Here is a 25,333-nt window from a genome sequence, read left to right on the forward strand (position 1 = left end):
TCGTCCGGTGATGGTCGCGGGCGTTCTCGGACCTCTGCTCGCGCGGACGGGCGACCGAGGTGCCCACGACAAACGTGATGGCGGCTACCGGATCGACGAACACGGCGACGCAACCGCCCGGGGACGCTCCTTACCAAGCTCTCGGGTCTACCCAGCGAAGCGGGCGATCGGGTTGGTCAGCGGGCCGGCGAACTGGAGCGCGGCGGACGGGTCGGTCAGGTCCACCATCTGCTGGTTGTTCCGGAGCTGGAGCCGGTTGAGGCAGGACAGCGGGAACTCCGGCGCGAACAGGTCGTGCCGCCGCATCCGCTCGGCCAGGTGCGGCACCGTCTCGGCGTACCCGGTGGCACACTCGGCGACCGTGCGCCAGAAGTCGTCCTGGTCCAGCACGCCCGCGGTGTGCAGGGTGGCGCTCAGGTGTCGCAGGAAGCAGTCGAACACGTCGGTGAAGATGGCCAGGATCTTCTCCTCGTCGGGGACCCTCGCCCGCACCCGGCGGACCCGCTCCGGCAGGTCGGCGTCCGGGTCCATGACCACGATCTCCTCGGCGATGTCCTTGAACACCACCCGCTCCACCGCGCCGTCGTGCAGCACCAGGATGACGTTCTCGCCGTGCGGCATGAACGCCAGGTCGTAGGCGTAGAGGCTGTGCAGCAGCGGCACCAGGTAGGCGTCCAGGTAGCGGCGCAGCCACCGCGCCGGCGTCAGCCCGGAGGTCGCGATCAGCGCGCCGGCCAGCGGGCGGCCCTCCCGGTCGGCGTGCAGCAGCGACGCCATGGTGGCCAGCCGACGGCCCGGGGCCAGGCCGGGCACCGGGCTCTCCCGCCAGAGCGCGGCCAGCATCTTCCGGTACGGCGACCCGGGCGCGGTCGCCGCCTCGTACTGCCGGTGCCGGTAGCCGATCGCGGCCCGCTCCCGCAGGATGGTCAGCCCGGCGCGGGCGAACACCGGATCGCCGGCGATCAGCGCGGCCAGCCAGTCGTTGATGGCCGGCGTCGCCGCCATGTACGCGGCCGAGAGCCCGCGCAGGAAGCCCATGTTCAGCACCGACAGCGCGGTCTTCACGTAGTGCTTCGTCGGGTCGGTGACGTTGAAGAAGGTCCGGACGGACTGCTGGGCCAGGTGGTCGTCCGGCCCTTCGCCGAGGCAGACCAGCCGACGCTCGGCCACCTCACCGGCGAACGTGACGGCGAGCCGGTGCCACCACTGCCACGGGTGCACCGGGATGAGCAGGTAGTCGGCCGGGTCGAGGCCGAGCCCGGTCAGCGTGGCGGCGAACCGGGCGAGCGTCTCCGCGCCCAGCTCGGCCCGGACCAGCGTGTCGTAGTCCAGGTCGTCGGCGCTGGTGAACGTGGTGTGGTCGCGGTGCGCGGCGAGCCAGAGCAGCCGGAGGGGGGCGGCGGCCTCCGGGGCGTACCGGTGATGCTCGTGGACGCCGAAGCCGAGCCGCCCGTTGTTGGCCACGAAGCACGGGTGTCCCTCGGTCATGCCGGTCTCGACGGTCTGGAAGTCGGCGGCGGCCAGCTCGGCGGCGGTGACCGCCGGTCGGCCCAGCTTGTACGCGGTGCCCGCGAGCGTGGAGGTGATCTCCTCCAGGTAGACCGGCAGGACCGCGTCGGTGAGCCCGAGCGCGCCGCGCAGCTCCAGGCAGAGGTCGACCGCGTCGGGTGGCAGCTCCCGGCCGTCGCGGTGCCGGGTGATGCTGGCGGCGTCGACCTGCCAGTGGTCCAGCGCGAGCACCTCGGCGGCGAACCGGTACTCCACCGTGCCGTCGTCGCCGCGCACGGTCCACCACCCGTCGCCGGCCGGCTCGGGGGTGATCAGGCGCTCGTGGGCGAACTCGGCGAGCGCCTTGCGGACCAGCAACCGGTTGGCGGTCGCCCACGTCTCGGGGGTCAGGTGGTCGACGGATGCGATCGGGTTCACGCCGGCTGGTCTCCTTCGGTGGCGTCGCGGAACTGGTCCCGGGTGACGACGCTGAGCAGCGCGTCCTTCTCCGGCTTGCGGATCTCGCCGACGACGGTGAAGCCGACGGCGGCGTTGAGCGCGTGCACGGCGTGGTTGCGGACGTCCGGCTCCACCACCACCCGGCGGGTGGCCGGGTCGGCGAAGAGCCACGCCAGAACCGTGGTGATGACGGCGCGGGTGAAGCCGTGCGCGGGCGTGTCGGTGGGCGCGCAGAGGAAGTGCATGCCGACGTCGCCGGGCTCCGGCTGGTAGAGGCCGACCAGCTCCACCCGGGCCGGGTCGTACCGTTCGGCCAGGAACGCGGGCCGGCCACGCCAGGACCCGAGGTACGCGTCGTGGTGCGGGTGGGCGGCGATCCGCCGGTACTCCCGCGCCACGGCGGCCACGTCGGCGTCGCCCATCAGCCAGAACGCCGCCTTCGGGTGGGTGACCCAGCGGTGCAGCAGCGGCGCGTCGGCGTCCGGGTCCAGCGGGCGCAGCGCGAACAGGCCGAGCCGCGCGTCGATCCGCGTGAACACGCTCATGCTGTGCCGGCTGGGCATGCGCTCACGGCCCTCGCTGCGCTCGGTGCATTCGCTCATGCTGTGCCGGCTGGGCATGCGCTCACGGCCCTCGCTGCGCTCGGTGCATTCGCTCATGCTGTGCCGGCTGGGCATGCGCTCACGGCCCTCGCTGCGCTCGGTGCATTCGCTCATGCTGTGCCGGCTGGGCATGCGCTCACGGCCCTCGCTGCGCTCGGTGCATTCGCTCATGCTGTGCCGGCTGGGCATGCGCTCACGGCCCTCGCTGCGCTCGGTGCATTCGCTCATGCTGTGCCGGCTGGGCATGCGCTCACGGCCCTCGCTGCGCTCGGTGCATTCGCTCATGCTGTGCCGGCTGGGCATGCGCTCACGGCCCTCGCTGCGCTCGGTGCATTCGCTCATGCTGTGTCGGCTGGGCATGCGCTCACGGCCCTCGCTGCGCTCGGTGCATTCGCTCATGCTGTGTCGGCTGGGCATGCGCTCACGGCCCTCGCTGCGCTCGGTGCGTTCGCTCATGCCGGCACCCCGAACTCCTGGAACGCGATGGCCTTCTCGATCGGGTAGTGCTCCCGGCCGGTCAGCTCCCGGATGATCCACGAGTTGCGGTACGCGCCCATGCCCAGGTCGGGTGACGTGATGCTGTGCGTGTGGGTGCCGCCGTTCTGGAGGAACACGCCCCGGCCGGTGCGGTCGACGCTGTAGTTGCGGGCCACGTCGAGGCGGCCGTGCGTGTCGAAGCGGAGCCGGTCGCGCACCGGCGCGAGGAACTCCGGCACCCGGTGGCGGTAGCCGGTGGCCAGCACCAGACCGTCGGTGTCCAGGGTGAACGCGCGGTCCTGCTCGGTGTGGCGCAGCCCGAGCCGGTAACGCCCGTCGGCGTACGCGGCGTCGACCAGTTCGGTGTTGGTGAGCAGCCGGGTCGGGGCCGGGCCGGTCAGGCTCTTGGCGTAGAGCGTGTCGTAGATGTCGTTGATCAGGTCGGCGTTGACGCCCTTGAACAGCGGCTTCTGCGCGGCCTCCAGCCGGTAGCGGGTCTCCTCCGGCAGCGCGTGGAAGTAGTCCACGTAGTCCGGTGACGTCATCTCCAGCGTCAGCTTCGTGTATTCCAGGGGGAAGAACCGCGGCGAGCGGGTCACCCAGGTGAGCTGGTAGCCGTACGTGTCGATGTCGCCGAGCAGGTCGTGGTAGATCTCGGCGGCGCTCTGGCCGCTGCCGACGATAGTGATGCTGCGTTTGGCCCGCAGCGCCGCCCGGTGCTCCCGGTAGCGCGAGTTGTGGATCAGGTCGCCGCCCAGGCCCTGGCACGCCGGCGGCAGGTGCGGCGGGGTGCCGGTGCCCAGCACCAGGTGCCGGGCGCGGTGGGTGACCGGTCCGTCCGGCGTGTCGGCGTGCACCACGTAGCGGTCGTCGGTCCCGTCGTACTCGACCCGGGTGACGGTGTGCCGGAAGCGCAGGTTCGCCAGCTTGCCGGCGGCCCAGCGGCAGTAGGCGCTGTACTCGGCGCGCAGCGGGAAGAAGCTCTCCCGGATGTAGAACGGGTAGAGCCGGCCGATCTCCTTGAGATAGCTCAGGAACGAGTACGGCGAGGTCGGGTCCGCGAGCGTGACCAGGTCGGCCAGGAACGGCGTCTGCAACCGGGCCGATTCGAGCAGCATCCCGGGATGCCAGTCGACGCCGTCGCGGGCCTCCAGGAACAGCCCGTCCAGGTCGTCGATCGGCGCGGTGAGACAGGCCAGACCGAGGTTGTACGGGCCCAGCCCGACAGCGATGAAGTCGTACGTCGACATGGTTCTCCTCAGCCGACCGGGGACAGCGTGGCCGCGGTGCGGGCGTACCAGGCGGCGTGCTCGGCGATCAGGTCGCGCACCGCGACCACGTCGTCCACGGTGGTTTCCGGGTTGAGCAGCGTCAGCTTCAGCCAGTGCGCCCCGTCGACCTTCGTGCCGGCGACCAGCGCCGCGCCGGAGGCGGCGAGCGCCTCGCGGGCGTGCAGGTTCGCCTCGTCCACCAGGTGCGGCGGCGCGCCGGGCGGCACGTACCGGAAGACCACGGTGCTCAACTGGGCGGGGGCCGCCACCTCGAAGCGGGGATCGGCGTCGAGGTGCCGCCAGGCGTCGGCGGCCAGGTCGACGACGCGGTCGAACAGCGCGCCGATCGCGTCCGGCCCCATGATGCGCAGCGTCAGCCACAGCTTGCCCGCGTCGAAGCGCCGGGTGGTCTGAAGGCTCTTGTCGACCTGGTTCGGGATGCCCTGCTCGGCCGCGCGGGCCGGGTTGAGGTAGTCGGCGTGCCAGGTGGCGTGCCGCAGCGTCCGGCCGTCGCGCACCAGCAGCGCGCTGGAGCTGACCGGCTGGAAGAACGACTTGTGGTAGTCGACGGTCACCGAGGCGGCCCGCTCGATGCCGTCGAGCAGGTGCCGGCGGGTGGGGGAGACCAGCAACCCGCAGCCGTACGCGGCGTCCACGTGCAGCCAGACGCCGGCGGCGGTGCAGATGTCGGCGATCTCCGGCAGCGGGTCGATGGTGCCGAAGTCGGTGGTGCCGGCGGTGGCGACGACCGCCATCACCACCTGCCCGTCGCGCCGGCAGCGGTCGATGGTGCGGGCCAGTTCGTCGGTGCGCATCCGGCGGCCGGCGTCGGTGGGCACGGTGAGCACCGCGTCGGCGGCGAGGCCGAGCAGCTTGGCGGCCTTCTGCACGCTGAAGTGACCGGCCGCCGAGGTGATGATGCGCAGCCGGGCCAGCACCTCCGGCCGGGCCGGCCGGGGGGCGACCGAGCCCACCTCCCGCCGGTACGCCTCCTCCCGGGCCAGCAGCATCGCCTGGAGATTGGACTGGGTGCCGCCGCTGGTGAACACGCCGTCGGCGGTGGCGCCGAGGCCGATCCGTCCGGCCGTCCAGTCGATCAGGCGGCGTTCCATCAGCGTCGCGCCGGCGCTCTGGTCCCAGGTGTCCAACGAGGAGTTGACGGCGCTGAGCACCGCCTCGCCGAGCAGCGCCGGGATGACCACCGGGCAGTTCAGGTGCGCGAGGTAGCGCGGGTGGTGGAACCAGACCGCGTCACGCAGCCACACGTCGTGCAGTTCGTCCAGGGCGGCGTCGGTGTCGCCCAGCGGCCGGTCCAGGTCGATGCCGCCGACCAGTGACGCCAGCGCCTCCGGCCGGACGCCGGTGCCCGGCCGGTCCACTTCGGCGACCCGGCGGGCGACCCGGTCGACGCCGCGGGCCAGCACGTCCCGGTACCGCTCGACGGTGCCGTCGTGGAACAGGTGGGCGCGCGCTGCGCCGACGGTCGAACTCATGCGACTTCCCGGTGGTCGTGCGGACAGGGGCGCGGCGACGGCCACGCGGCAGTCAGATTAGGTTAGGCTCACCTAACTATCAAGGAGGGGTGGTCGGATGCGTGTCGAACGCGACCGGTGGGGCGTACCGCAGTTGTGGGCCGACGACGTGGACGCGCTCGCGCGGCTCCAGGGACGCGTCACCGCGTACGACAGGGCCTGGCAGCTCAGCGTCGAACGGTGGCGGGCCGAGGGCCGGCTCGCCGCCCACGTCGGCGCCGCGGAGCTGCCCTGGGACCGGTTCGCCCGGCGCGCGCGCCTGGACGACACCGCCCGCCGCTGCCACGAACGGCTCGACCCGGCCACCCGCCGATGGCTCGCGGCGTACGTCGACGGCGTCAACGACGGGCTCGACGAGGGCGCCGCCGCCGCGCCCGAGTTCACCGCCACCGGCAGCGCGCCGGAGCCGTGGCATCCGTGGACGCCGCTCGGCGTGTTCCTGGTCCAGCACGCGCTGTTCTCCACGTTCCCGAACAAGCTCTGGCACGCGCACGTCGCCCGCACGCTCGGCCCGGAGGCGGTCGGCCGGTTCGCGGTGGAGGGGCCGGCGTCCGCCGGCAGCAACGCCTGGGCGCTGCCCGCCGACCCGGCCACCGGACGCGGCCCGCTGATCGCCGGCGACCCGCACCGGCTGCTCGAACTGCCCGGCGTCTACCAGCAGATCCGGCTCGCCTGCCCGGAGTTCGACGCCGTCGGGCTCGCCTTCCCCGGCGTACCCGGGTTGCCGCACTTCGGTCACACCGGCGGAGTCGCCTGGGCCGTCACCAACGCGATGGCCGACTACCAGGACCTCTACCGCGAACAGCTCCGCCGCGACGGCGACCGGCTGCTGGCTCGCGACGCCTCCGGCTGGGTGCCGGTCGCGCGGCACGTCGAGGAGATCGAGGTACGCGGCGGGCCCGTCGAACGCGTCGAGATCGTCGAGACGCCGCGCGGTCCCGTCGTCGACCACGACCGGGTCACCGGCGAGGCACTCAGCCTGCGCACACCGAGCCGCGTCGAGGCCCGGCTCGGCGTCGAGGCGCTGCTGCCGCTGCTGCGCGCCCGCCACACCGGCGACGTCGCGGACGCGCTGCGCGCCTGGGTCGAGCCGGTCAACAGCGTGCTCGCCGCCGACACCGGCGGCACGGTCCGTCGCCTGGTCGCCGGCCTGGTCCCGGTACGCGACGACCGCTGCCGCCGCGAGCCGGTGCCCGGCTGGGAGCCGCGCCACCACTGGCGCGGCGACTACCTGCCGATGGTGGACGAGACGGTGGCGGCCGGCGGTGCCGGTCGCGCGGCCGGGGCGTCAGACGGCGACGGTGACGGTCGCGCGGGCGACGGCGTCGCGGTCTGCGCCAACGACCGTCGCCCGGACGTCGCCGCGCACGGTGTCGACTTCGCGCCGCCGCACCGCGCCCGGCGGATCCGTGCCCTGCTCGCCGACGGCGTCGAGGCGTCCACCGTGCACACCGACGCCCGCCTCCCGGCGACACCGACGTACCGGCTGCTGCGCCGGCTCGACGCCGTCGGGCTCGGCGCGCCGGCCCGCGCGCTGTGCGACCGGCTGCTGGCCTGGAACCGCGAGATGGCGGCCGACTCGCCCGACGCCGGGGCGTACGCGGCCTGGCGCGCCGCGTTCGCCCGCCGGCTGGTCGCCCACCCGTCGCTGCGGGCGTTGCACGAGCCGTCCGGGTACGACGAGTTGTTCACCCCCTGGACCGACCCGGCGACCCGGATCGGCCTGGCCCTGGACCACCTCGTCGACGGGCCCGGCGTCGACGTGGTGTCGCTCGGGGTCGACGCGCTGGTCGAGGTGGCCGCCGGGCCGCCGCCGGAGCCGTGGGGCCGCCGGCATCTGCCGCACCCGCTGCACCTGGGCGTGGCCGCCGAGACCTCGGCCGCCGTCGCGGCGATGCGGGAGCGGGCGGCGCTCGGCGGGGACACCGACTGCGTGCTGGCCACCTCCAGTGTTCCCGGCCTCTCCGCCGCCTGCTGGCGGGGGCCGGTCGCCCGCTACGTCTGGGACCTGACCGACCGGGCGGCCAGCCGCTGGATCGTCCCGTTCGGCGCGTCCGGGCGACCCGGCGACCCGCATTTCACCGACCAGTTCCCGCACTGGGCCGCCGGGACGCTGATCCCGGTGCCCGCCGGCCCTCTTCCGAAGGACGACACCATGACGATTCCCCTGGAGCACGCCCCCGACCTCGGTGAGCTGGCGTTGGCGCCCGTGCGGCCCGACCGGCACGCCGAGCTGCTGCACGGCTGGGTCACGCTGCCCCGCAACCGGTTCTGGGGCATGGGCGCGCACACGTGCGACGAGGTGCGCGCGGTCTACGCCTTCCTGGACGGGCTGGACACCCACCACGCGTACCTGATCATGCTGGACGGCGAGCCGGTCGGGCTGTTCCAGACCTACCGGCCGGAGGCGGACCCGGTGGGGGAGCGCTACCCGGTCCGGCCCGGCGACGTGGGCATGCACCTGCTGCTCAACCCGCCCCGGCGCTACGCGCGCGGCCTCACCTCGGCCGTCGTCCCGGCGCTGATCCGGTTCCTGCTGCGCGACCCGGCCGCCCGGCGGGTGGTGGTCGAGCCGGACGTGCGTAACGAGGCCGCGCTGCGTCGACTGCGGACGGAGGGCTTCGCGTTCGCCGACGAGATCGACATGCCGGAGAAGCGCGCCCAGTTGGCGTTCCTCACGCGGGAGCGGTTCGAGTCCGGCGCTCACATTTCCGATAGCCGCGTTCGGTAGGCATTCAGATAGTTAATATCCCCCCAAATCGGACAAGCGGGGGAATGATGATCAAGAGGTTCAGCGGTACGTGGTGGAGAGCCGCCGCGGTCGTGGCCGTCGCGGCGCTCACCGCGCCGTTCCCGGTGACGGCCGCGTCGGCCGCCCCGGGCCAACCGCCGCCGCAGCAGGCGGTGCGGGCCGTCGGGCCGGTCAACCCGGTCGCGCCGGCACAGAGCTTCGGGGTGATGACCGAGGGCAACTCCCGGGTGGTCACCAACGAGAACGACGGCACCATGGCCGTCGGCGGCGACCTCGCCTTCGGCAACTACCAGCTCGCGAACAACACCGCCGGCTCGTTCGTCGTGCCCGGCGACAGCCGCCCGACCGCGCTCGTCGTGGGCGGCCGGGTCGACTTCGCCGCCAGTGTGCCCGGCACCCGGCTCCAGGTGCTGTCCCAGGGGTACGCCAAGGTCGGGAACCTCACCGGCACGTTCGTCCGGGACACCGACAACAACGGCGCCGCGGTCAACACCCGGATCCTGCCGACGAACAACTACGACGCCTTCCCCCGGGTGGAGTTGACCGTCCGGCAGGCGCCCGCCAACGTCGGCCCCACCTCGCCGGTCAACTTCACCGACGCGTTCGCGTCGTTCCGCTCCACCTCGACCGGGCTGGCCGGCTGCGAGAACAGCGTGGTGCTCACGAATCCCAACGGCCAGGTGCTGCCCCGGCCGATCCCGCCGGGCAGCAACGCGGTGATCAACCTGACCAGCGGCGTCACCAACGTGTTGAACATCGGCGCCGCCGACCTGAACAACATCGACACGCTCACCTTCCGCGACCAGCCCACCGCGACCACACCGCTGCTGATCAACGTGGACACCACCGGCGTCGGCAACACGTTCGACTGGACCGCGCCCAACTTCTCCGGCATCGGCGGCCAGCAGGCCCAGTACGTCCTGATCAACTTCCCGACCGCGACCCGGCTCACGCTCACCGCCGGGGCGCGCACGGTCGAGGGCAGCATCTACGCCCCCAACGCCGACTTCACCGACCTGTCGGCCAGCAACACCGAGGGCAGCGTGATCACCCGAACCCTCGACCACGAGGGCGGTGAGATCCACTACTTCCCGTTCAGCACCACGCTCACCTGCAACGGCGGCACGCCGGCCAGCATCGCCGTGGTCAAGTCGTCGACCACCGCGCTGATCGGCTCCGTCGGGCAGCAGGTGCCGTACTCGTTCCGGGTGGTCAACACCGGCGGCGTCGCACTGACCGGCATCACCGTCACCGACACGCAGACGCCGCCGTCGTCGAACGCCGACCTGGGCCCGATCACCTGCCCGGTGACCGCGCTCGACCCGGGCGCGTCCACCACCTGCACGGCGACGTACACGGTCACCCAGGCCGACCTGGACCACGGCGGCGTCTCCGACTCGGCCACCGTGCGGGGCACCCCGGCCGGCGGCGGCACGCCGGTGGTCTCCGACCCCAGCGGCCTCACCATCCCGGCCGAGGTCCTCACCCCGTCGATCGCGGTGCAGAAGTCCTCCACCACCACGACGATCACGGCCCTCGGCCAGCAGGTGCCGTACCGGTTCGTGGTGACGAACACCGGCGGCCTGACCCTGTCGAACGTGAACGTGACGGACGTGCAGACGCCGCCGTCGTCGAACGCGAACCTCGGGCCGACCACCTGCCCGACGAGCACCCTCGCGCCCGGTGTGTCGATGATCTGCACGGCCACGTACACGGTGTCACAGGCCGATCTCGACCACGGGTCGGTGTCGAACACGGCGACCGCGCACGGCACGCCGTCGGGAACCACGACGCCGATCGACTCGGACCCGTCGACCCTGACGATCGACGTGGCGCCGGTGGATCCGTCGATCACGGTGGTGAAGTCCTCCACCACGACGACCATCACGGCCGCCGGCCAGCAGGTGCCGTACCGGTTCGCGGTGACGAACACCGGCGCGTTGACGCTGTCGAACGTGAACGTGACGGACGTGCAGACGCCGCCGTCGTCGAACGCGAACCTGGGCCCGATCACCTGCGCGGACACCACGCTCGCGCCGGGCGCGTCGACCACGTGCGCGGCCACGTACACGGTGTCGCAGGCCGATCTCGACCTCGGTTCGGTGTCGGACACCGCGACCGCGCACGGTACGCCGGCCGGCAGCGCCACGCCTGTCGACTCGGACCCGTCGACCCTGACGATCGCGGCGACGCCGGAGGCCCCGGCGATCACGGTGGTGAAGTCCTCCACCACGACGACCGTCACGGTCGCCGGCCAGCAGGTGCCGTACCGGTTCGCGGTGACCAACACCGGTGGCGTCACGCTGTCGGACGTGAACGTGACGGACGTGCAGACGCCGCCGTCGTCGAACGCGGACCTGGGCCCGATCACCTGCCCGGTGACGACCCTGGCGCCGGGCACGTCGACCACGTGCACGGCCACGTACACGGTGTCGCAGGCCGATCTCGACCACGGCTCGCTCAGCGACACCGCGACCGCGCACGGCACCCCGGTCGGCGGTGAGACCCCTATCGACTCGGACCCGTCGACCCTGACCATCCCGGCCGCCGCGGTGACCCCCTCGACCAGCGTGGAGAAGACGTCCACCACGACGGTGGTCACCGCGCCCGGACAGCAGGTGCCGTACCGCTTCGTGGTGGTCAACACCGGCGGGCTCACGCTGTCCAACGTGAACGTGACAGACGTGCAGACGCCGCCGTCGTCGAACGCGAACCTGGGCCCGATCACCTGCGCGGACACCACGCTCGCGCCGGGCGCGTCGACCACGTGCGCGGCCACGTACACGGTGTCGCAGGCCGATATCGACCACGGCTCGCTCAGCGACACCGCGACCGCGCACGGCACCCCGGCCGGCAGCGCCACGCCGATCGACTCCGACCCGGCCACGCTCACGGTCCCGGTCGGTGACCCGGAGTCCGGCATCGACGTCGTCAAGTCGTCCCCCACGGTGGCGATCACCGAACCCGGCCAGCAGGTCACCTACACCTACCGGGTGGTCAACACCGGTGGCTTCACGCTGACCAGGGTCACGGTGAACGACACCCTGCTGCCACCGGCCGATCGCGAGAACCAGACCGTGATCACGTGCGGCCCGGACAACGTGCCGAACGGCACCGTCACGCTGGCGCCGGGTGAATCCGTCGAGTGCCGGGCCACGTACACCGTCTCGGTGGAGGACTTCGCCCAGGCGTCGCTGCTCGACACCGCGACCGCGACCGGCACCCCGCCCACCGGCCCGCCGCCGGTCTCCGGGCCGTCGACGAACGACATCCCGATCCTGCACCCGGGGATCGCGCTCACCAAGAGCGTGACGCCGGAGACGGTGTCCCGTCCGGGTGAGGTGGTCACCTACCGCTACGTGGTCACCGACACCGGCAACACCACGCTGTCCCACGTCACCATCGACGAGACGGCCTTCTCCGGCAGCGGTCGGCCCTCGGCGACCACCTGCGCCGACTCCACGCTCGTGCCGGGGCAGAGCACCACCTGCACCGCGACCTACGCGGTCACCGAGGCCGACCTCAGGGCCGGAGAGGTCACGAACACGGCGGTCGCCGTCGGCACGCCACCCACCGTCCCCGGCCAGGAGCCGCCCGCCCCGGTCCGGTCCGATCCGGCCTCGGCCACGGTGACCGTCACCAGAGGCGCGGCGATCACGGTCACGAAGTCCGCCGACCCGACCGAGGTGCACAAGGTCGGCCAGCAGGTGGAGTACCGATTCCAGGTCACCAACACCGGCTCGGTGACCCTGACCGGGGTGACCGTGACGGACACGCTGGCGCCGCCGGCCGACCCGGCGAACCTCGGGCCGATCACCTGCGGGCCGGACGGGACGCCCAACGGTGAGGTCACCCTGGCGCCGGGGGAGACGATCACCTGTACGGCGACCTACACCGTCTCCCGGGCGGACGCCGGGGAGCGCTGCATCACCGACACCGCGACCGCGACCGGAACGCCGCCGTCCGGCCCGGCGCCCGTCTCACCGGAGGACACGTTCTGCGTCCAGGTGAAGATCAAGCCGGGCCCCGGCCCGCACCCCAAGCCCGGCCCGTGGCCGTGGCACCACGGCAAGCTGCCGATCACCGGTAGCTCGTTCCTGCTGCCGCTCTCCGTCGTCGGCGGGCTGGTGCTGCTGACCGGCATCACGCTGACGGTGTGGAGTCGGCGTCGTCGGGCCGCACCGTGGCACGGCGCGGCCTGATCGACCCGTTCCCGATGGGTGGCGGTGCCGGGCGTGCCCGGCACCGCCACCACGGCGTTGGGCGCAGGCCGGCCGGTGGCGCGGTCAGACCTCGGTGAGCCGGACCGCGTCGGCGATGACCAGGCCGGCGGCGGAGCTCCACCGGCTGACCGCCACCCGGTCGGCGTCGCCGGCCGCCAGCGTGAACGTGCCGAGGTTGCGCCACTGCCCGCCGGTCGCCCGCTGGTCGACGTAGACGGTCCGGTTGCCGGTGGTGGTGGCCACGACGTACGGCGTCGAGGCGTTGTAGCCCGAGTTCGCCGGCCACCACGCCTCGACCCGGTAGTTGCCGGTGCGCGGGATGTTGAACCTGTACCAGGCGGCGTCACTCGCGGCGACCGGGTCGGCGTAGCGGTAGTCGGCGCCGTAGCGCTGCCCGGAGAACGACGAGACGCCCCAGTTGCCGCTGGCGGAGAACCGGCCGGCGGTCGCGTTGTCCACGACCGAGGACCAGCCGCCGCCACCGCCGGACATCTTCGCCGCGACGTCGGCCCGCATCGTGTTCAGGTCGATGAAGGACGGGTCGATCTTGCCGGTGGTGCTGGTCTCCCGGTGCCCACGGGCATAGCTGGAGTCTCTGCCGAGCCGGGTGAGCACGGCGGCGGTGGCGGCGATGCTGGCGGTGTACTGCGCGGTGGTCATCCGCTGGTCCACACCGTTGTAGTCGATCTCCCAGCCGATCATCAACGTGTTGCCGTCGCCGGCCGGGATCGGCCCGCTGCCGCCGCTGACGCCGGCGTGGTTGCACCGGCCGGCGGAGATCACGTGGAACACGCCGTGGTAGTCGACGAGCGCCTGGCAGAGCGGGCCGGCCAGGTCGGGGCGACCGTTGATGCAGATGTTGAGCGCCGGGTGCGGGTTGGTGGCGCTGGAGGTGGCCGCGGTGTGGTGCCAGAGCACGCCGATCGGGTCGAACGAGCCGGGGCGGGCCCGGTTGAGCCAGTCACCCTCCACGACGACCTGCACGCCGGCGGCCCGCAGCACGTCCACCAGCCAGGGAATGGTGGCCATCACCGCTCCTGGAGCAGATCGGCCAGGCACTCCGCCTTCGGTGCGGCGACGGCCGCGCCGGGACGGGCGACCACGGTCAGCGCGGCGGCCACCAGGGCCGGGATGCCGAGCAGACCTCGGCGCCGCAGACGGACGGATCGGGACGTGGGCATGGCGCTCCTTCGGCGACGGTGCTCGGCATCCAATCGATCGACGGATGTGAGTGCGGGCACGCTATCCCGACGCCGGCCGTTCTGTCGATACCCTTCAACCCCAGTCTTTTGGCTGAAAGGAATTGCCATCCACGGAGCCTCGGTGACCTGCGGTCGAACGGCAACGAGCCGGTCCCGCCGCTCGGCGGGACCGGCTCGCCCGGGTGGATCGGCTCAGTTCAGGTGGGCCAGCAGCGCGGTGGCCATGCCCTGCTCGCCCCGGGCGTTCGGGTGGAACGGCGCGGCCGAGTTCTGCGGCACCAGACCCTCGACCCAGCGGGTGCCACTGCTCTTGCACGCGTCCTTGCCGATCGACGGCGTGTAGACGTCGGCGTAGCTCGCGCCGTTGGCCGCCGCGGTGTCGGCCAGCATGGTGTTCAGCGCCTTCTCGACACCGCGCAGGTACGGCACGTCCTGGTAGGCGATCGGCACCACCGGCCAGCAGCCGTACCCGCTGTCCGGCAGGATCGCCGGGTAGCCGAGCACCACGACCCGGGCGTTCGGCGCGGCCTGCCGCACCGAGCGCAGCACCGCTGTCACCTTCGGCACGGTGGCCGCGATCCGGGCCCGGAGCTGGTCGGTGCCGCCGGCGGTGAACCGGTCCTTGCACGGCGAGCCGAGCGGGCTGCTGACGCTCGCCTCCGCGCAGTCGCTGATGATCCCCGAGAACCCGATGTCGTTGCCCCCGATCTGCACCGTCACCAGCGCCGTGGTCGAGGTGACGGCGTTGAGCTGCGGCGGCACGTTGATGCCGAGCTGGCCGTCGCCGCCGTACAGGATGTCGTCGGTGGTGGCGCCGGAGCAGCTCACGTCCGCGAACGACGACGACCCGGCGGACGCGGCGACCAGCGTCGGGTAGTTGCGGTTGGACCGCAGGCAGTTCAGGTCGACCTGGGTGGGGATCAGCGGTCCGGCGGTGTACGAGTCGCCGAGCGCCACGTAGCGCCCGGCGGGCACGGCGGCGTTGGCGGGCGCGGTGACGGCGAGCAGCACGCCGGCGGTGGCCGCGGCGAGCGCGGCCAGTCGTGCGGCCGTACGCCTCAGCGGCAGATGGGGACGGTTCATGGCGCCCTCCCGGGAGCGGGATCGGGGGTGGTGGTGGTCGGGAGTCTGCCGATGCCGGTGATGTCCGTCAATATGTGACGTGCTCATTAAGGGGTGGTCGGGGGTGTGGGCCGCGTGGGCCTATCCCGCTGTCCGGACCGCCGTGGACGACATCGCGGCCAGCTCGGGCCGCGCCGGCAGGAAGACCGTGGGGATGCCCAGCGACTCGTTCATCGCGGCGAGCCGGTGTTCGGCCTGGAGGTCGGTGCTGTTCCGCACGCCGCGCACGATCACTCCCACGCCGTGGTGGCGGCAGTAGCCGGCGGTCAATCCGCGCCAGGTCGCCACGGTGACCGTGGTCCACCCGGCCGGCAGGGCGGCCCGTACGGCGGCGGCCCGCTGCTCCTCGTCGCGGCCCGGCTGCTTGTCGCCGTTGACCGCGACGAGCACGACCACCTCGTCGAAGAGCCCGCGCGCCCGGTCCACCACGTCCAGGTGCCCGGGCGTGAGGGGGTCGAAGGTGCCGGGGTAGGCGGCCCGGAGGGGCGCGCGCTCCGGCCCTGCCGCTGGTTCGGGGGTCCCGGCCGGGTCGGTGCGCATGGCCCGACTGTAGGTGTCGGGGCGGCTGGTCGACGCCCCGGCCGGAGGCACGACCGTCCACAATGGCAGGGTCATCAGGGCGCTCGGACGACGGGTGCGGAGTCATTTCTTCGTCACGCGAACTAAAGGTGGCGGTTCAGGGGGTGTCGAGGTGGTGGCATCGGCGGACCCCGGCCTTCCCCGACGCGCTCATTGCCGCCATTTGTCCAGCTCGCAGGCCGGGGTGCCGAGCCTGCGAGATCAGATCGTTACTTGACGCAATACTTCGTTCGCCGTAGGAAGGAAGTGTGACAGACGTGGTGACCCCACCGACGAGCCCGGTGAGCCGGGAGCGGTCGAAGGAGATCAAGCGCAGCAGCGTGATCTCCGCCGCCCGCTCGGCCCGGGTGCTGTCCCGTGCCGAGCTGACCGAGCTGACCGGGCTGAGCCCCGCCACGCTCACCCCGCTGGTCCGGGACCTGATCGCCGAGGGATACCTGATCGAGCGCGGCCCCGGCGCCTCCCGCGCCGGTCGCCCCCGCGCCATCCTCGAATTCAACCCCCGCGCCGAGTTGGTCGCCGCCGTCGCGCTGGAACCGGCCCGGATCAGCTGCGAGATCGCCGACAGCGACGGCGCGGTGATCGCCCACCGCACGGTGCGGCGTACCGGCGACATCGTCGACCTGATCTGCACCGCCGTGCCGGAACTGGCCGGCGACGGGCTGCCCGCGCTGCGCGGCGTGGCCATCGCCGCGCCCGGCGTCTCCACCGGCGGCGCGGTGCGGCTCGCCCCCTCGGTCGGGCTGGTCGAGGCGCGCCCGGTGGGGGAGTCGGTGCAGCGACGGCTCGGCGTGCCGGTGGTGGTCGACAACGACGTGAACCTGATGGCCGCCGGTGAGCACGCGGCCGGCGCCGGTACCGACGTCGCCGACCTGCTCCTGCTGCACGTCGCCGACGGTATCGGCGCCGGGCTGGTGCTGGACGGGCAGGTCCGCCGCGGCTCCGGCGGCGCGGCCGGCGAGGTCGGCTTCCTGCCGCTCGACCCGGCCGACCGCGGCCACGACGGCATCGGCCCGTTCGAGGCCCGCTGGTCGGCCGGTGCCATCGCCGAGCGGGTGGTGGCACTGGCCCCGGGCCGCCGGCCGGCCGCGCCGGTCCGGGCGCTGGTGGAGCTGGCCGCCGCCGACGAGCGGGCCGCCGCGTACCTGGCCGAGGTGCTCACCGCCTGGGCCCGGCTCATCGTCTCCTGCGCCTGCGTGATCGACCCCGGCCGGGTGCTGCTCAGCGGCGCCGCCGCCGACCTCGACGACGCCGCCGTGGACCGGCTCCAGGCGCTGGTGTCCGCCGGCGCGCCCAGCCCGACCGAGGTCCGCCGCGCGGTCCTCGGCGACCAGGCGGTGCTGCACGGCGCGGTCAGCTACGCGCTCTCGGCCGCCGCGTCCGGCCTGTCCACCCTGCTACCCGCCCCCTGACCGCTCCACCCCCCACAACACCCCTCGGAGGTACCCCATGAGACGTCGACTCCTGCTCGCCGGTGCGCTCGCCACCGTCCTCGCCGCCGGCACCGCCTGCGGCGGCGGCTCCGGTGACTCCGGCTCCGGCTCCGGCGAGGTCGAGAAGCTGACGATCTACACGGCCCGCGACAAGAAGGTCACCACCTTCGTCGTCGACAAGTTCACCGCCAAGTACCCCGAGTACAAGGGCAAGGTCGAGGTGCTCAACCTGGGCGCCCAGGAGATCCTGGAGCGGGTCCGGGCGGAGAAGGCCAACCCGCAGGCCGACGTCTGGTGGGGCGGCACCCAGCAGGGTCTCGCGTCGGGCGCGTCCGAGGACCTGCTCACCGGCTGGCAGCCGTCGTTCGCCGGCAAGATGGACGAGAAGTACAAGGACCCGCAGGGCCGGTGGTTCGGCGAGATCCTGCTGCCCGAGGTCATCATGTACAACAACAAGGCGCTCACCCCGGAGCAGGCCCCGAAGGACTGGGACGACCTGCTGAAGCCGGAGTTCAAGGACAAGATCATCATCCGGGACGTGGCGGCGTCCGGCACCATGCGGTCGATCTACGCCTCAATGATCGTGCGTCAGTCGCCGGACGGCAGCAACCCGCAGCCCGGCTACGACTGGCTGAAGAAGCTCGACGCCAACACCGGTGCGTACGCCGCCAACCCCACCGACCTCTACCTGAAGCTGTCCCGCCAGCAGGGCACGCTGAGCGCCTGGAACCTCCAGGACATCCTGCTCCAGGCCAACCAGGCCAACATGCCGTTCGGCTACGTGATGCCGGCCTCCGGCGCCCCGGTGCTGGTCGACGGCCTGGCCCAGGTCAAGGGCGGCAACAGCGCGGGCGCGCAGAAGTTCCTGGAGTTCCTCTTCGACGACTCGCTCCGCGCCGAGCTGGCCAAGGACTACTACCAGATCCCGGCCGTGGACATCGCGGAGAAGCCGGAGTGGCTGGCCCAGCTCAACCTCAAGCCGCTGGACGTCAACTGGGACGTGATCGGCAAGAACGAGACCGAGTGGATCAACCACTGGAACAGCCAGATCAAGAACAAGGGCTGACCGGCCGGGACGCCGGATGCCGCGCGCACCCGGCGTCCCGCCGTCGCCCTCCGCACCACCCACCCCGTCACCGGTCCGATCCGGTTACCGGACGCAAGGAGAGACATCATGATCGATGTCACGCTGGAGTCGGTGAGCAAGCGCTTCCCGCGTGCCGGCGACACCGCGGCGGTCGACGACGTCGACCTCCGCATCGGCGCGGGGGAGTTCTTCACCCTGCTCGGCCCGAGCGGCTGCGGCAAGACCACCACCCTGCGCATGGTCGCCGGCTTCTACTTCCCCAGCTCGGGCCGGATCCGGTTCGGCACCGAGGACGTCACCAACCGGCCGCCGAACAAGCGCGACACCGGCATGGTGTTCCAGAACTACGCGCTCTTCCCGCACCTGAGCGTCGCCCAGAACGTGGCGTACGGCCTGAAGATCCGCAAGGTCGGCCGGGCCGAGTCGAAGCGCCGCGTCGACGAGGCGCTCGGGCAGGTCCACCTGGCCGGGTACGGCGACCGGCGCATCGACCAGCTCTCCGGCGGCCAGCAGCAGCGCGTCGCGCTGGCCCGGGCGCTGGTGATCCGGCCGCGTACGCTGCTGCTCGACGAACCGTTGTCGAACCTGGACGCCAAGCTGCGCGAGGAGACCCGGGTCGAGATCCGCCGGATCCAGAAGGACAGCGGCACCACCGCGCTCTACGTCACCCACGACCAGGCCGAGGCGATGGCCATGTCCGACCGGATCGCGGTGATGGAGTCCGGCCGGGTCCGGCAGGTCGGCACGCCGCAGGAGATCTACCACCGGCCGGCCACCTCGTTCGTGGCCCGGTTCATCGGCCGCAGCAACGTGCTCAGCCTGCCGGTGGTGACCGCCGGCCCGGAGCGGGTGACGGTGGCGCTGCCCGGCGGCTGGGAGGTTCCGGTCGCCGCGCCCGCCGAGCACGGGCTCCGCGAGGGCGCCACCGCGCTGGTCAGCGTGCGACCCGAGCACATCACGCTCGGCTCGGCCACCGACGAGGGCGCGCTGCCCGGCCGGGTCACCGAGCTGGAGTTCACCGGCATGGCCACCAACCTGCTGGTGGACGTGGCCGGCGAGCCGGTGCAGGTGGCCGCGATCGACGTCCCGGCCGGGCTGGCCGTGGGCGACCAGGTCGGGCTGCGTCTGCCGCCGGAGCGGATGTGGGTGGTGGGTGCATGAGCACCATCCCCGCGACCCCGAGCGCGGCCACCGTCCCGCCGATCACCGAGGACCCCACGCCCCCGGGCCGGCGGTCCCGCCGCCCGCTGGTCGGCGCCAACTCGCGTTGGTTCCCGTACCTGCTGGTGTTCCCGCTGGTGCTGATCCTCTTCGGTTACGTGGTGCAGCCGATGCTCGCCACCTTCGGCGAGAGCGTCGGGGTGGACGGGCCGGAGAACTGGGCCAGCTTCCTCACCGGCGACGGCGTGGCCCGCTCCGCGCTGCTCACCTCGCTGATGATCTCCGCCGCGAGCGTGCTGCTGTGCGGCGTCGTCGGCGTGGCCATGGCGTTCCTGCTGAAGCGGTTCTCGTTCCCCGGCCGCCGGCTCATCGAGGCGATCATCCTGGTGCCGGCGGCGCTGCCGCCGCTGATCGGGGCGATCTCGTTCCAGCTCCTCTACAGCGAGACCGGCATCCTGCCCCGGGCGCTGCAACAGCTCTTCGGCACCGAGAACCCGGTGCTGCCGTTCAGCGGCATCGCCGGCGTGCTGGTGGTGCACACGTTCACCATGTACCCGTTCTTCTACCTGGCCACGTCCGCCGCGCTGATGGGCATGGACCCGTCGGTGGAGGAGGCCGCCTACAACCTGGGCGCCGGTCGGGTACGGGTGTGGCGGACCGTGCTGCTGCCGATGCTCACCCCGGCGCTGGTCTCCGCCTCGCTGCTGGTCTTCATGACCTCGCTGGCGTCGTACACCGCTCCGCTGCTGTTCGGGGTGGACCGGACCATGACCATGCAGATCTACATCAACCGCACCAACGGCGACCTGCCGATGGCCTCGACCTACGCGTCGGTGCTCGCGGTGGTGTCCGTGCTGTTCCTGCTCGGCATGCGCTGGTACGAGGGACGGCGCAGCTACCGCTCCCAGTCCAAGGGCGTGGCCAGCCACCGCCGCGAGCTGACCAACCCGTTCGCCCGCTGGCTGGCGCTGGCCGCCTCGCTGCTCGCCGTGGTGGTGCTGCTCGCCCCGGTGGCGACCATCGCGCTGGTGGCGTTCTCCGAGGACGGGACGTGGACCACCGAGGTGATCCCGTCCGGCTACACGATGCAGAACTTCGTCACCATCTTCTCCGACCCGGACGCGTACCGGCCGATCGTCAACTCGCTCCAGATGAGCCTGCTGGCCACCGTCGGCTGCGTCGTGGTCGGCGTGCTCATCGCGTACGCGGTGCGCCGGCTCGACTTCCGCGGGCGTGGCCTGCTCGACGTGGCGGTCATGCTGGCCTGGGCGCTGCCCGGCACGGTGGTGGCGATCAACCTGATCTCGGCGTTCAGCACCGGCAACGCGTTCAGCTTCGGCCAGGTGCTGATCGGCACGTTCTGGATCATGCCGCTGGCGTACTTCGTGCGGTTCCTGCCGCTGGTGTTCCGGTCCAGCTCGGCCACGCTGGCCCAGCTCGACCCGTCGCTGGAGGAGGCCGCCCGCAACCTCGGCGCGTCCTGGGCGCGGGCGTTCGGCACGGTCACCCTGCGGCTGATGCTGCCGGGCGTGCTGGCCGGCGCGCTGCTCGCGTTCGTCAACGGCGTCGGCGAGTTCGTCGCCTCGGTGCTCATCTACACGTCGGAGACCGCGCCGATCTCGGTGGAGATCAACAACCGGATGTACTCGTTCGAGGTCGGCACCGCCGCCGCGTACGGCATGCTCCAGGTCGTGTTGATCTTTGTGGTGATGGTGGTCTCCGGCCGGTTGCAGAACGGCGGCCGGGCCGCCCGGGAGGCGACGAAGTGGACGGCGTGACCGATCTGTGGCCGGCCGGCGGCGGGCTGCTGCCCGCCGCCGAGATCCCCGGCGGCGAACTGGCCGACGTCGTCGCGGCGGCGGACTTCGCGGTGCTGCCGGTCGGCGCCGTCGAGTGGCACGGGCCGCACCTGCCGCTCGGCGCCGACCTCATCCTCGCCGAGGGCTTCGCCGCCGAGAGCGCCGCGCCCGGCCCCGGCCCACGCGGCGTGCTGTTCCCGCCGGTCGCGTACGCGGCCTGCCCCGGGCAGACCCGCCCCTGGCCCGGCACGGTGGCGATCCGGCCGGAGATCGCGGTCGGCTACCTCGCCGACGTGATCGAGGGCATCGTGGCGGCCGGCTTCCCCCGGCTGCTGGTGGTCAACGGCCACGACGCCAACATGTCCACCGTGCGGGCCGCCATGGAGTGGGTCTCCGGGCGGCGCACCGCCAGCCTGCTGCTGGTCAACTGGTTCCAACTGGTCACCCCGGCGGAGACCGGCGCGCTCTACGGCGACGTGGTCGCCCGCGGGCACGGCGGCGCGTACGAGACGTCCGGCGTGCTCGGCTTCGCGCCGGAGACGGTACGCCTGGACGCCGCCGGCGACCTGCCGCCGCGCCCCAAGCTGCCGGTGACCCACCCGTACGTGCTCGTCGAGTCGCGACCCGACCCGTGGCAGGGCTGGTCCGGGCACGTCTCGCGGGCCACCGAGCAGGCCGGCCGGACGGTGCGCGCCACGGCCGGCGCACGGCTGCGCGAGATCGTGGCCGCCTGGGTGGCCGCCCCGATGCCGGCCCCGCCCACCGCCGACCCGCTACCTCAGGAGGACGTGTGACCGTCGACCGGGGACTGGACGTCGTCGACTTCCACCTGCACTTCCGCATCGGCGCCGACGAGACGATCCACGCCTGCGAGGACGCCGCCGGGATGCACCCGGGCGGCACGCACGAACGCGAGGTGCGGGCCGCCGGGTCCGCGCCGTACGCCCGGCAGTGGCGTCGGGCCTGGAGCTTCCCCGACCCGGAACCCCCGGCCGAGCGCTGGCAGGACGAGGCGGACCGGTGGGCCGAGGAGCTGCGCGCGGTGCGGGTGCGCCGGGCGGTCTTCGTCACCGGCGGCGGCAACGACGCGCTCGCCGACGTGGTCGACCGGCACCCCGACCTGCTGCTCGGCCTCGCCCACCACGACCCGTACGGTCCGGACGCGGCGGCCGAGCTGGAGCGCGCGGTCACCGAGCGGGGGCTGCGCGGGCTGAAGCTGTTCGCGCCGCTGCTACGCGGCCCGCTCGACCACGCCGACCTCGATCCGCTCTGGGCCACCGCCCAGCGTCTCGGCGTGCCGGTGCTGATCCACATCGGTCACTACGGCAGCGCCGGCGGTCTGTCCGTCGGCCGGTACGGCGGCCCGGACGAGCTGGTCCGGATGGCCCGCCGGTTCCCCGAGCTGAACGTGGTGGTGCCGCACTTCGGCGTCCAGCACGTGCAGGAGCTGTTCTTCGCCGCCTGGGGCTGCCCCAACATCTCCATCGACACGTCCGGCTCGAACCAGTGGGTGCGCTGGATGCCGTACCGGCTCACGCTGGAGGACCTGTTCCGCCGCTGCTACGAGACGATCGGGCCGCAGCGCATCGTCTACGGCAGCGACTCGTCCTGGTTCCCGCGCGGCTACGTCACCCGCTACCTCGACGACCAGCTCCGCGTCTGCCACGAGCTGGGCCTGCCCGAGGACCACCTGCGCGCGATCTTCGCCGGGAACGCCGAGCGGCTGCTCGGCCTGACCGCGAACCGGAAGGAAACCCGATGAGCACGCTGACCACCTACCAGCGCCACCACCTGGCCCCGACCTACGACCACCACGTCGGGCACCTCTACCCGGCCATGGTGCGCGCCAGCCAGGCGCACGTGGTGATGCTGACCGAGCAGCGGCTGATCCCCGCCGACCGGGGCGCCCGGCTGCTGCGCGGCCTGGCCGAGCTGCGCGCCGACACCACCGCCCTGCCGGCGTACGACGGCAGCTTCGAGGACACCTACTACCTGCTGGAGAAGCGGCTCGCGGCGGCGTGCGGCATCCCCACCTCCGAACTGGACGTGCAGCTCGCCCGCAGCCGCAACGACCTGGACGCCGGCGTGTTCCGGATGCTGCTGCGCGACCAGCTCGTCGAGGTGCTCCAGCGGGTGCTGGACACCGGCCGCACCGCGCTGGCCCAGGCCGACCGGTACGCCGACGTGGTCATCACCGGCTACACCCACCGCCGGCCGGCCCAGCCCACCACCATCGGGCACGCGCTGGCCGGCTACGCCGAGGCGCTCACCGGCCAGGCCGCCGCGTACGCCGACGTGATCGACCAGCTCAACGTCTCGCCGCTGGGCTCCTGCGCGTTCGCCGGCACCGACCTGGACATCGACCCGGCCCGGGTGGCCGAGCTGCTCGGCTTCGCCGGCCTGGTCACCAACTCGTACGAGGCGGTGGCCGGCGCCGACCACCTGGTCCGGGTCGGCACACTGAACGCGCGGGCGCTGGCCACCGGCGCCCGGCTGGCCCGCACGCTGATGGACTGGCTGAGCTGGCAGTGGGTCACCACGCCGGGGGACTTCACCCAGGGCAGCAGCATCATGCCGCAGAAGCGCAACCCGGTGGTGCTGGAGCACCTCGTCTCGTACGCCGGGCAGGCCGCGGCGGACGCCGCCTCGGTGCTCAACAACGTGGGCGCCGCCTGGTGGGAGGACTCCAACAACGCCACCACCGACGTGCAGGTGCGGCTCTGGGAGAGCAACGACCGGGCCGAGCGGTTCTTCGCGCTGACCGGTGGCTTCCTCGCCGAGATCGCGCCGCTGAACCCGCCGAGCCGGGAGGAGATCGTCGCCTCCGGCGCGACCACCACCGCGGCGGCGGACGCGCTGACCCGCCACGGCGTACCGTTCCGGGCCGCGCACTCGGTGGTGGGCCGGCTGGTGCGCGCCGGCGGGCCGGACACCTGGACCCCCGAGGGCGTCCGCGCCGCGGCGGACGGGATCGCCGGTGAGCTGGACGACGCGGCGGTCGCCGACCTGATCGCCGCCGCCGTCCGCCCGGAGCTGGTGCTCCAGCGGGCGCAGGCCGACGGGCCGGGCGCCCGCGCGGTCCGCGCCCAGGTGGGCGTGCTCTCGGCCGCGCTCGACCCGGTCGCCGACCGGTTGAGCGCCGTGCGGGGGCTGCTGCGCCAGGCCGACGACATGCTGGACGCCGTGGCCGCCGAGCTGGGGGCCCGGTGACCGTGCGGCTGCCCGACCCGTCCGTCACCGGCACGCGCGGTCCGGGACTGCTGCTCGGCATCGACTTCGGCGGCACGAAGATGGCGGTCGGGGTGTCCGACGCGGACGGCCGGCTGCTGGCCCACCGCCGGGTGCCCACGCACGCCGAGCAGGGCGCGTCACAGGCGCTGTCCCGGGCACTGAAGCTGGCCGGTGACCTGGTCGGCGAGGTCGGTGGCCCGCTCGCCGCCGCGGGCGTGGCGTCGCCCGGCGTGGTCCGTCCGGACGGCATCGACCTGGCGCCCAACGTGCCGGGCTGGGAGCGGCTGCGGCTGGCCGACGCGGTCCGTGACGCGCTGGACGTGCCCCGGGTCGCGGTGGACAACGACCTGAACGCCGCCGCCCTGGCCGAGCTGCGGCTGGGCGCGCTGCGCGGTGTCGACCCCGGGCTGGTGGTGGGCATCGGCACCGGCATCGCGGCGGCCGTGACGGTCGGCGGCGCGGTGCTGCCCGGCCATCGGGGCGCGGCCGGCGAGATCGGGTACGCGGTGGCCGGCGCGCCCTGGCCGGGCACGATGCTGGAGTTGGACTTCTCCGGCCGGGCGCTGGACCGGCTCGCCGCCGACCTCGGTGTGCCGGACGGGGCCGCCGGCCTCGCCGCCGCCGCCGAGGCGCCGGGCGCGGCGCGCGACGCGCTGGCCGCCCGGGTCGACGAGGCGGCCCGGACGCTGGTGACCTGCTGCCTGCTGCTCGATCCGCAGCGGATCGTGCTGGTCGGCGGCGTGACGCGCAGCGCGGTGATCCGGCGGATGCTTGTCGACCGGCTGACCGAGGCGCTGCCGCACCCGCCCGACGTGGTGCGCTCCCGTTTCGCCGACGACTCGGCGTTGTACGGCGCGCTGGCGCTGGCCCGGGACACGGTGCCGGTCCCACGCTGACCGCGCCGACGATGTAGGT

General features: G+C 73.0%; 18 protein-coding genes and 1 pseudogene. 11 read left to right on the forward strand and 8 right to left on the reverse strand.

The features are described from left to right. Positions 1-147 precede the first annotated feature (147 nt). From VKK44_RS11095 to VKK44_RS11110, 4 genes are all read right to left on the reverse strand, one after another. Positions 148-1,926 (reverse strand): IucA/IucC family protein, encoded by a 1,779-nt coding sequence (locus VKK44_RS11095; RefSeq protein WP_343446828.1) that lies wholly within the window; start codon positions 1,924-1,926, stop codon positions 148-150. Then, positions 1,923-2,492: a GNAT family N-acetyltransferase gene (locus VKK44_RS11100; RefSeq protein WP_343447741.1), complete on the reverse strand. Its 570-nt coding sequence runs from the start codon at positions 2,490-2,492 to the stop codon at positions 1,923-1,925. The genes VKK44_RS11095 and VKK44_RS11100 overlap by 4 nt, the downstream gene beginning before the upstream one ends. Positions 2,493-3,001: 509 nt before the next feature. Further along, positions 3,002-4,276: a lysine N(6)-hydroxylase/L-ornithine N(5)-oxygenase family protein gene (locus tag VKK44_RS11105; RefSeq protein ID WP_343446829.1), complete on the reverse strand. Its 1,275-nt coding sequence runs from the start codon at positions 4,274-4,276 to the stop codon at positions 3,002-3,004. An 8-nt stretch (positions 4,277-4,284) separates the two neighbouring features. After that, positions 4,285-5,790, reverse strand: coding sequence for a pyridoxal phosphate-dependent decarboxylase family protein (locus VKK44_RS11110; protein ID WP_343446830.1), 1,506 nt, complete (start codon positions 5,788-5,790; stop codon positions 4,285-4,287). A gap of 97 nt (positions 5,791-5,887) precedes the next feature. Here VKK44_RS11110 and VKK44_RS11115 point away from each other — a divergent pair. The 3 genes and pseudogenes from VKK44_RS11115 to VKK44_RS30990 all read left to right on the forward strand — a co-directional run. Next, positions 5,888-7,954 (forward strand): annotated as a pseudogene (locus VKK44_RS11115) (penicillin acylase family protein); the annotation flags it as partial. A gap of 30 nt (positions 7,955-7,984) precedes the next feature. Further along, positions 7,985-8,560 (forward strand): GNAT family N-acetyltransferase, encoded by a 576-nt coding sequence (locus VKK44_RS11120; protein ID WP_343447742.1) that lies wholly within the window; start codon positions 7,985-7,987, stop codon positions 8,558-8,560. 44 nt (positions 8,561-8,604) lie between these two features. Next, positions 8,605-12,783, forward strand: a complete 4,179-nt coding sequence (locus VKK44_RS30990; protein WP_458351633.1) for a DUF7507 domain-containing protein — start codon at positions 8,605-8,607, stop codon at positions 12,781-12,783. Between the two features lie 84 nt (positions 12,784-12,867). Here the strand turns inward: VKK44_RS30990 and VKK44_RS11135 are convergent, their stop codons facing one another. From VKK44_RS11135 to coaD, 4 genes are all read right to left on the reverse strand, one after another. Beyond that, on the reverse strand, positions 12,868-13,833 hold the full coding sequence (locus tag VKK44_RS11135; RefSeq protein WP_343446831.1) for a golvesin C-terminal-like domain-containing protein: 966 nt from the start codon (positions 13,831-13,833) through the stop codon (positions 12,868-12,870). After that, positions 13,833-13,985 carry a hypothetical protein gene (locus tag VKK44_RS11140; protein ID WP_281942069.1) on the reverse strand — a complete coding sequence of 51 codons (153 nt, stop codon included), beginning with the start codon at positions 13,983-13,985 and terminating at the stop codon, positions 13,833-13,835. Before VKK44_RS11140 ends, VKK44_RS11135 begins: the two co-directional genes overlap by 1 nt. A 213-nt stretch (positions 13,986-14,198) precedes the next feature. After that, the gene (locus VKK44_RS11145; protein ID WP_343446832.1) at positions 14,199-15,089 is read right to left on the reverse strand and encodes an SGNH/GDSL hydrolase family protein; all 891 of its coding nucleotides are present in this window, start codon (positions 15,087-15,089) and stop codon (positions 14,199-14,201) included. 120 nt (positions 15,090-15,209) lie between these two features. Further along, positions 15,210-15,668, reverse strand: a complete 459-nt coding sequence (gene coaD, locus VKK44_RS11150) for a pantetheine-phosphate adenylyltransferase (protein WP_343446833.1) — start codon at positions 15,666-15,668, stop codon at positions 15,210-15,212. A gap of 287 nt (positions 15,669-15,955) precedes the next feature. Between coaD and VKK44_RS11155 the strand changes: the two genes are divergently transcribed. The 8 genes from VKK44_RS11155 to VKK44_RS11190 all read left to right on the forward strand — a co-directional run bounded on the left by VKK44_RS11155 (position 15,956) and on the right by VKK44_RS11190 (position 25,314). Beyond that, positions 15,956-17,119, forward strand: coding sequence for an ROK family protein (locus VKK44_RS11155; protein ID WP_343446834.1), 1,164 nt, complete (start codon positions 15,956-15,958; stop codon positions 17,117-17,119). Positions 17,120-17,156: 37 nt separating this feature from the next. Then, complete coding sequence (locus tag VKK44_RS11160; RefSeq protein ID WP_343446835.1) at positions 17,157-18,206, forward strand: extracellular solute-binding protein; 1,050 nt, start codon at positions 17,157-17,159, stop codon at positions 18,204-18,206. A gap of 108 nt (positions 18,207-18,314) precedes the next feature. After that, positions 18,315-19,388 (forward strand): ABC transporter ATP-binding protein, encoded by a 1,074-nt coding sequence (locus tag VKK44_RS11165; protein ID WP_343446836.1) that lies wholly within the window; start codon positions 18,315-18,317, stop codon positions 19,386-19,388. Continuing rightward, complete coding sequence (locus VKK44_RS11170; RefSeq protein WP_343446837.1) at positions 19,385-21,166, forward strand: ABC transporter permease; 1,782 nt, start codon at positions 19,385-19,387, stop codon at positions 21,164-21,166. The genes VKK44_RS11165 and VKK44_RS11170 overlap by 4 nt, the downstream gene beginning before the upstream one ends. Next, a complete protein-coding gene (locus VKK44_RS11175) occupies positions 21,163-21,981 on the forward strand; it encodes a creatininase family protein (RefSeq protein ID WP_343446838.1) in 819 nt (272 codons plus the stop codon). The genes VKK44_RS11170 and VKK44_RS11175 overlap by 4 nt, the downstream gene beginning before the upstream one ends. Then, entirely contained in the window at positions 21,978-22,949 is a 972-nt protein-coding gene (locus tag VKK44_RS11180; RefSeq protein WP_343446839.1) for an amidohydrolase family protein, read from the forward strand. The genes VKK44_RS11175 and VKK44_RS11180 overlap by 4 nt, the downstream gene beginning before the upstream one ends. Then, positions 22,946-24,397 carry an argininosuccinate lyase gene (locus VKK44_RS11185; protein WP_343446840.1) on the forward strand — a complete coding sequence of 484 codons (1,452 nt, stop codon included), beginning with the start codon at positions 22,946-22,948 and terminating at the stop codon, positions 24,395-24,397. Before VKK44_RS11180 ends, VKK44_RS11185 begins: the two co-directional genes overlap by 4 nt. Beyond that, the gene (locus tag VKK44_RS11190; RefSeq protein WP_343446841.1) at positions 24,394-25,314 is read left to right on the forward strand and encodes an ROK family protein; all 921 of its coding nucleotides are present in this window, start codon (positions 24,394-24,396) and stop codon (positions 25,312-25,314) included. The genes VKK44_RS11185 and VKK44_RS11190 overlap by 4 nt, the downstream gene beginning before the upstream one ends. Positions 25,315-25,333 lie beyond the last annotated feature (19 nt).

This window comes from Micromonospora sp. DSM 45708, assembly GCF_039566955.1.
Lineage (GTDB): Bacteria > Actinomycetota > Actinomycetes > Mycobacteriales > Micromonosporaceae > Micromonospora.

Excerpts from the sequence above, each read along its gene's own strand:
- VKK44_RS11185 (WP_343446840.1), top strand. The coding sequence starts at position 22,946 with ATGAGCACGCTGACCACCTACCAGCGCCACCACCTGGCCCCGACCTAC.
- VKK44_RS11135 (WP_343446831.1), bottom strand. The coding sequence starts at position 13,833 with ATGGCCACCATTCCCTGGCTGGTGGACGTGCTGCGGGCCGCCGGCGTG.
- VKK44_RS30990 (WP_458351633.1), top strand. The coding sequence starts at position 8,605 with ATGATGATCAAGAGGTTCAGCGGTACGTGGTGGAGAGCCGCCGCGGTC.
- VKK44_RS11145 (WP_343446832.1), bottom strand. The coding sequence starts at position 15,089 with ATGAACCGTCCCCATCTGCCGCTGAGGCGTACGGCCGCACGACTGGCC.
- VKK44_RS11120 (WP_343447742.1), top strand. The coding sequence starts at position 7,985 with ATGACGATTCCCCTGGAGCACGCCCCCGACCTCGGTGAGCTGGCGTTG.
- VKK44_RS11140 (WP_281942069.1), bottom strand. The coding sequence starts at position 13,985 with ATGCCCACGTCCCGATCCGTCCGTCTGCGGCGCCGAGGTCTGCTCGGC.
- coaD (WP_343446833.1), bottom strand. The coding sequence starts at position 15,668 with ATGCGCACCGACCCGGCCGGGACCCCCGAACCAGCGGCAGGGCCGGAG.
- VKK44_RS11105 (WP_343446829.1), bottom strand. The coding sequence starts at position 4,276 with ATGTCGACGTACGACTTCATCGCTGTCGGGCTGGGCCCGTACAACCTC.
- VKK44_RS11160 (WP_343446835.1), top strand. The coding sequence starts at position 17,157 with ATGAGACGTCGACTCCTGCTCGCCGGTGCGCTCGCCACCGTCCTCGCC.
- VKK44_RS11170 (WP_343446837.1), top strand. The coding sequence starts at position 19,385 with ATGAGCACCATCCCCGCGACCCCGAGCGCGGCCACCGTCCCGCCGATC.
- VKK44_RS11110 (WP_343446830.1), bottom strand. The coding sequence starts at position 5,790 with ATGAGTTCGACCGTCGGCGCAGCGCGCGCCCACCTGTTCCACGACGGC.
- VKK44_RS11100 (WP_343447741.1), bottom strand. The coding sequence starts at position 2,492 with ATGAGCGTGTTCACGCGGATCGACGCGCGGCTCGGCCTGTTCGCGCTG.
- VKK44_RS11165 (WP_343446836.1), top strand. The coding sequence starts at position 18,315 with ATGATCGATGTCACGCTGGAGTCGGTGAGCAAGCGCTTCCCGCGTGCC.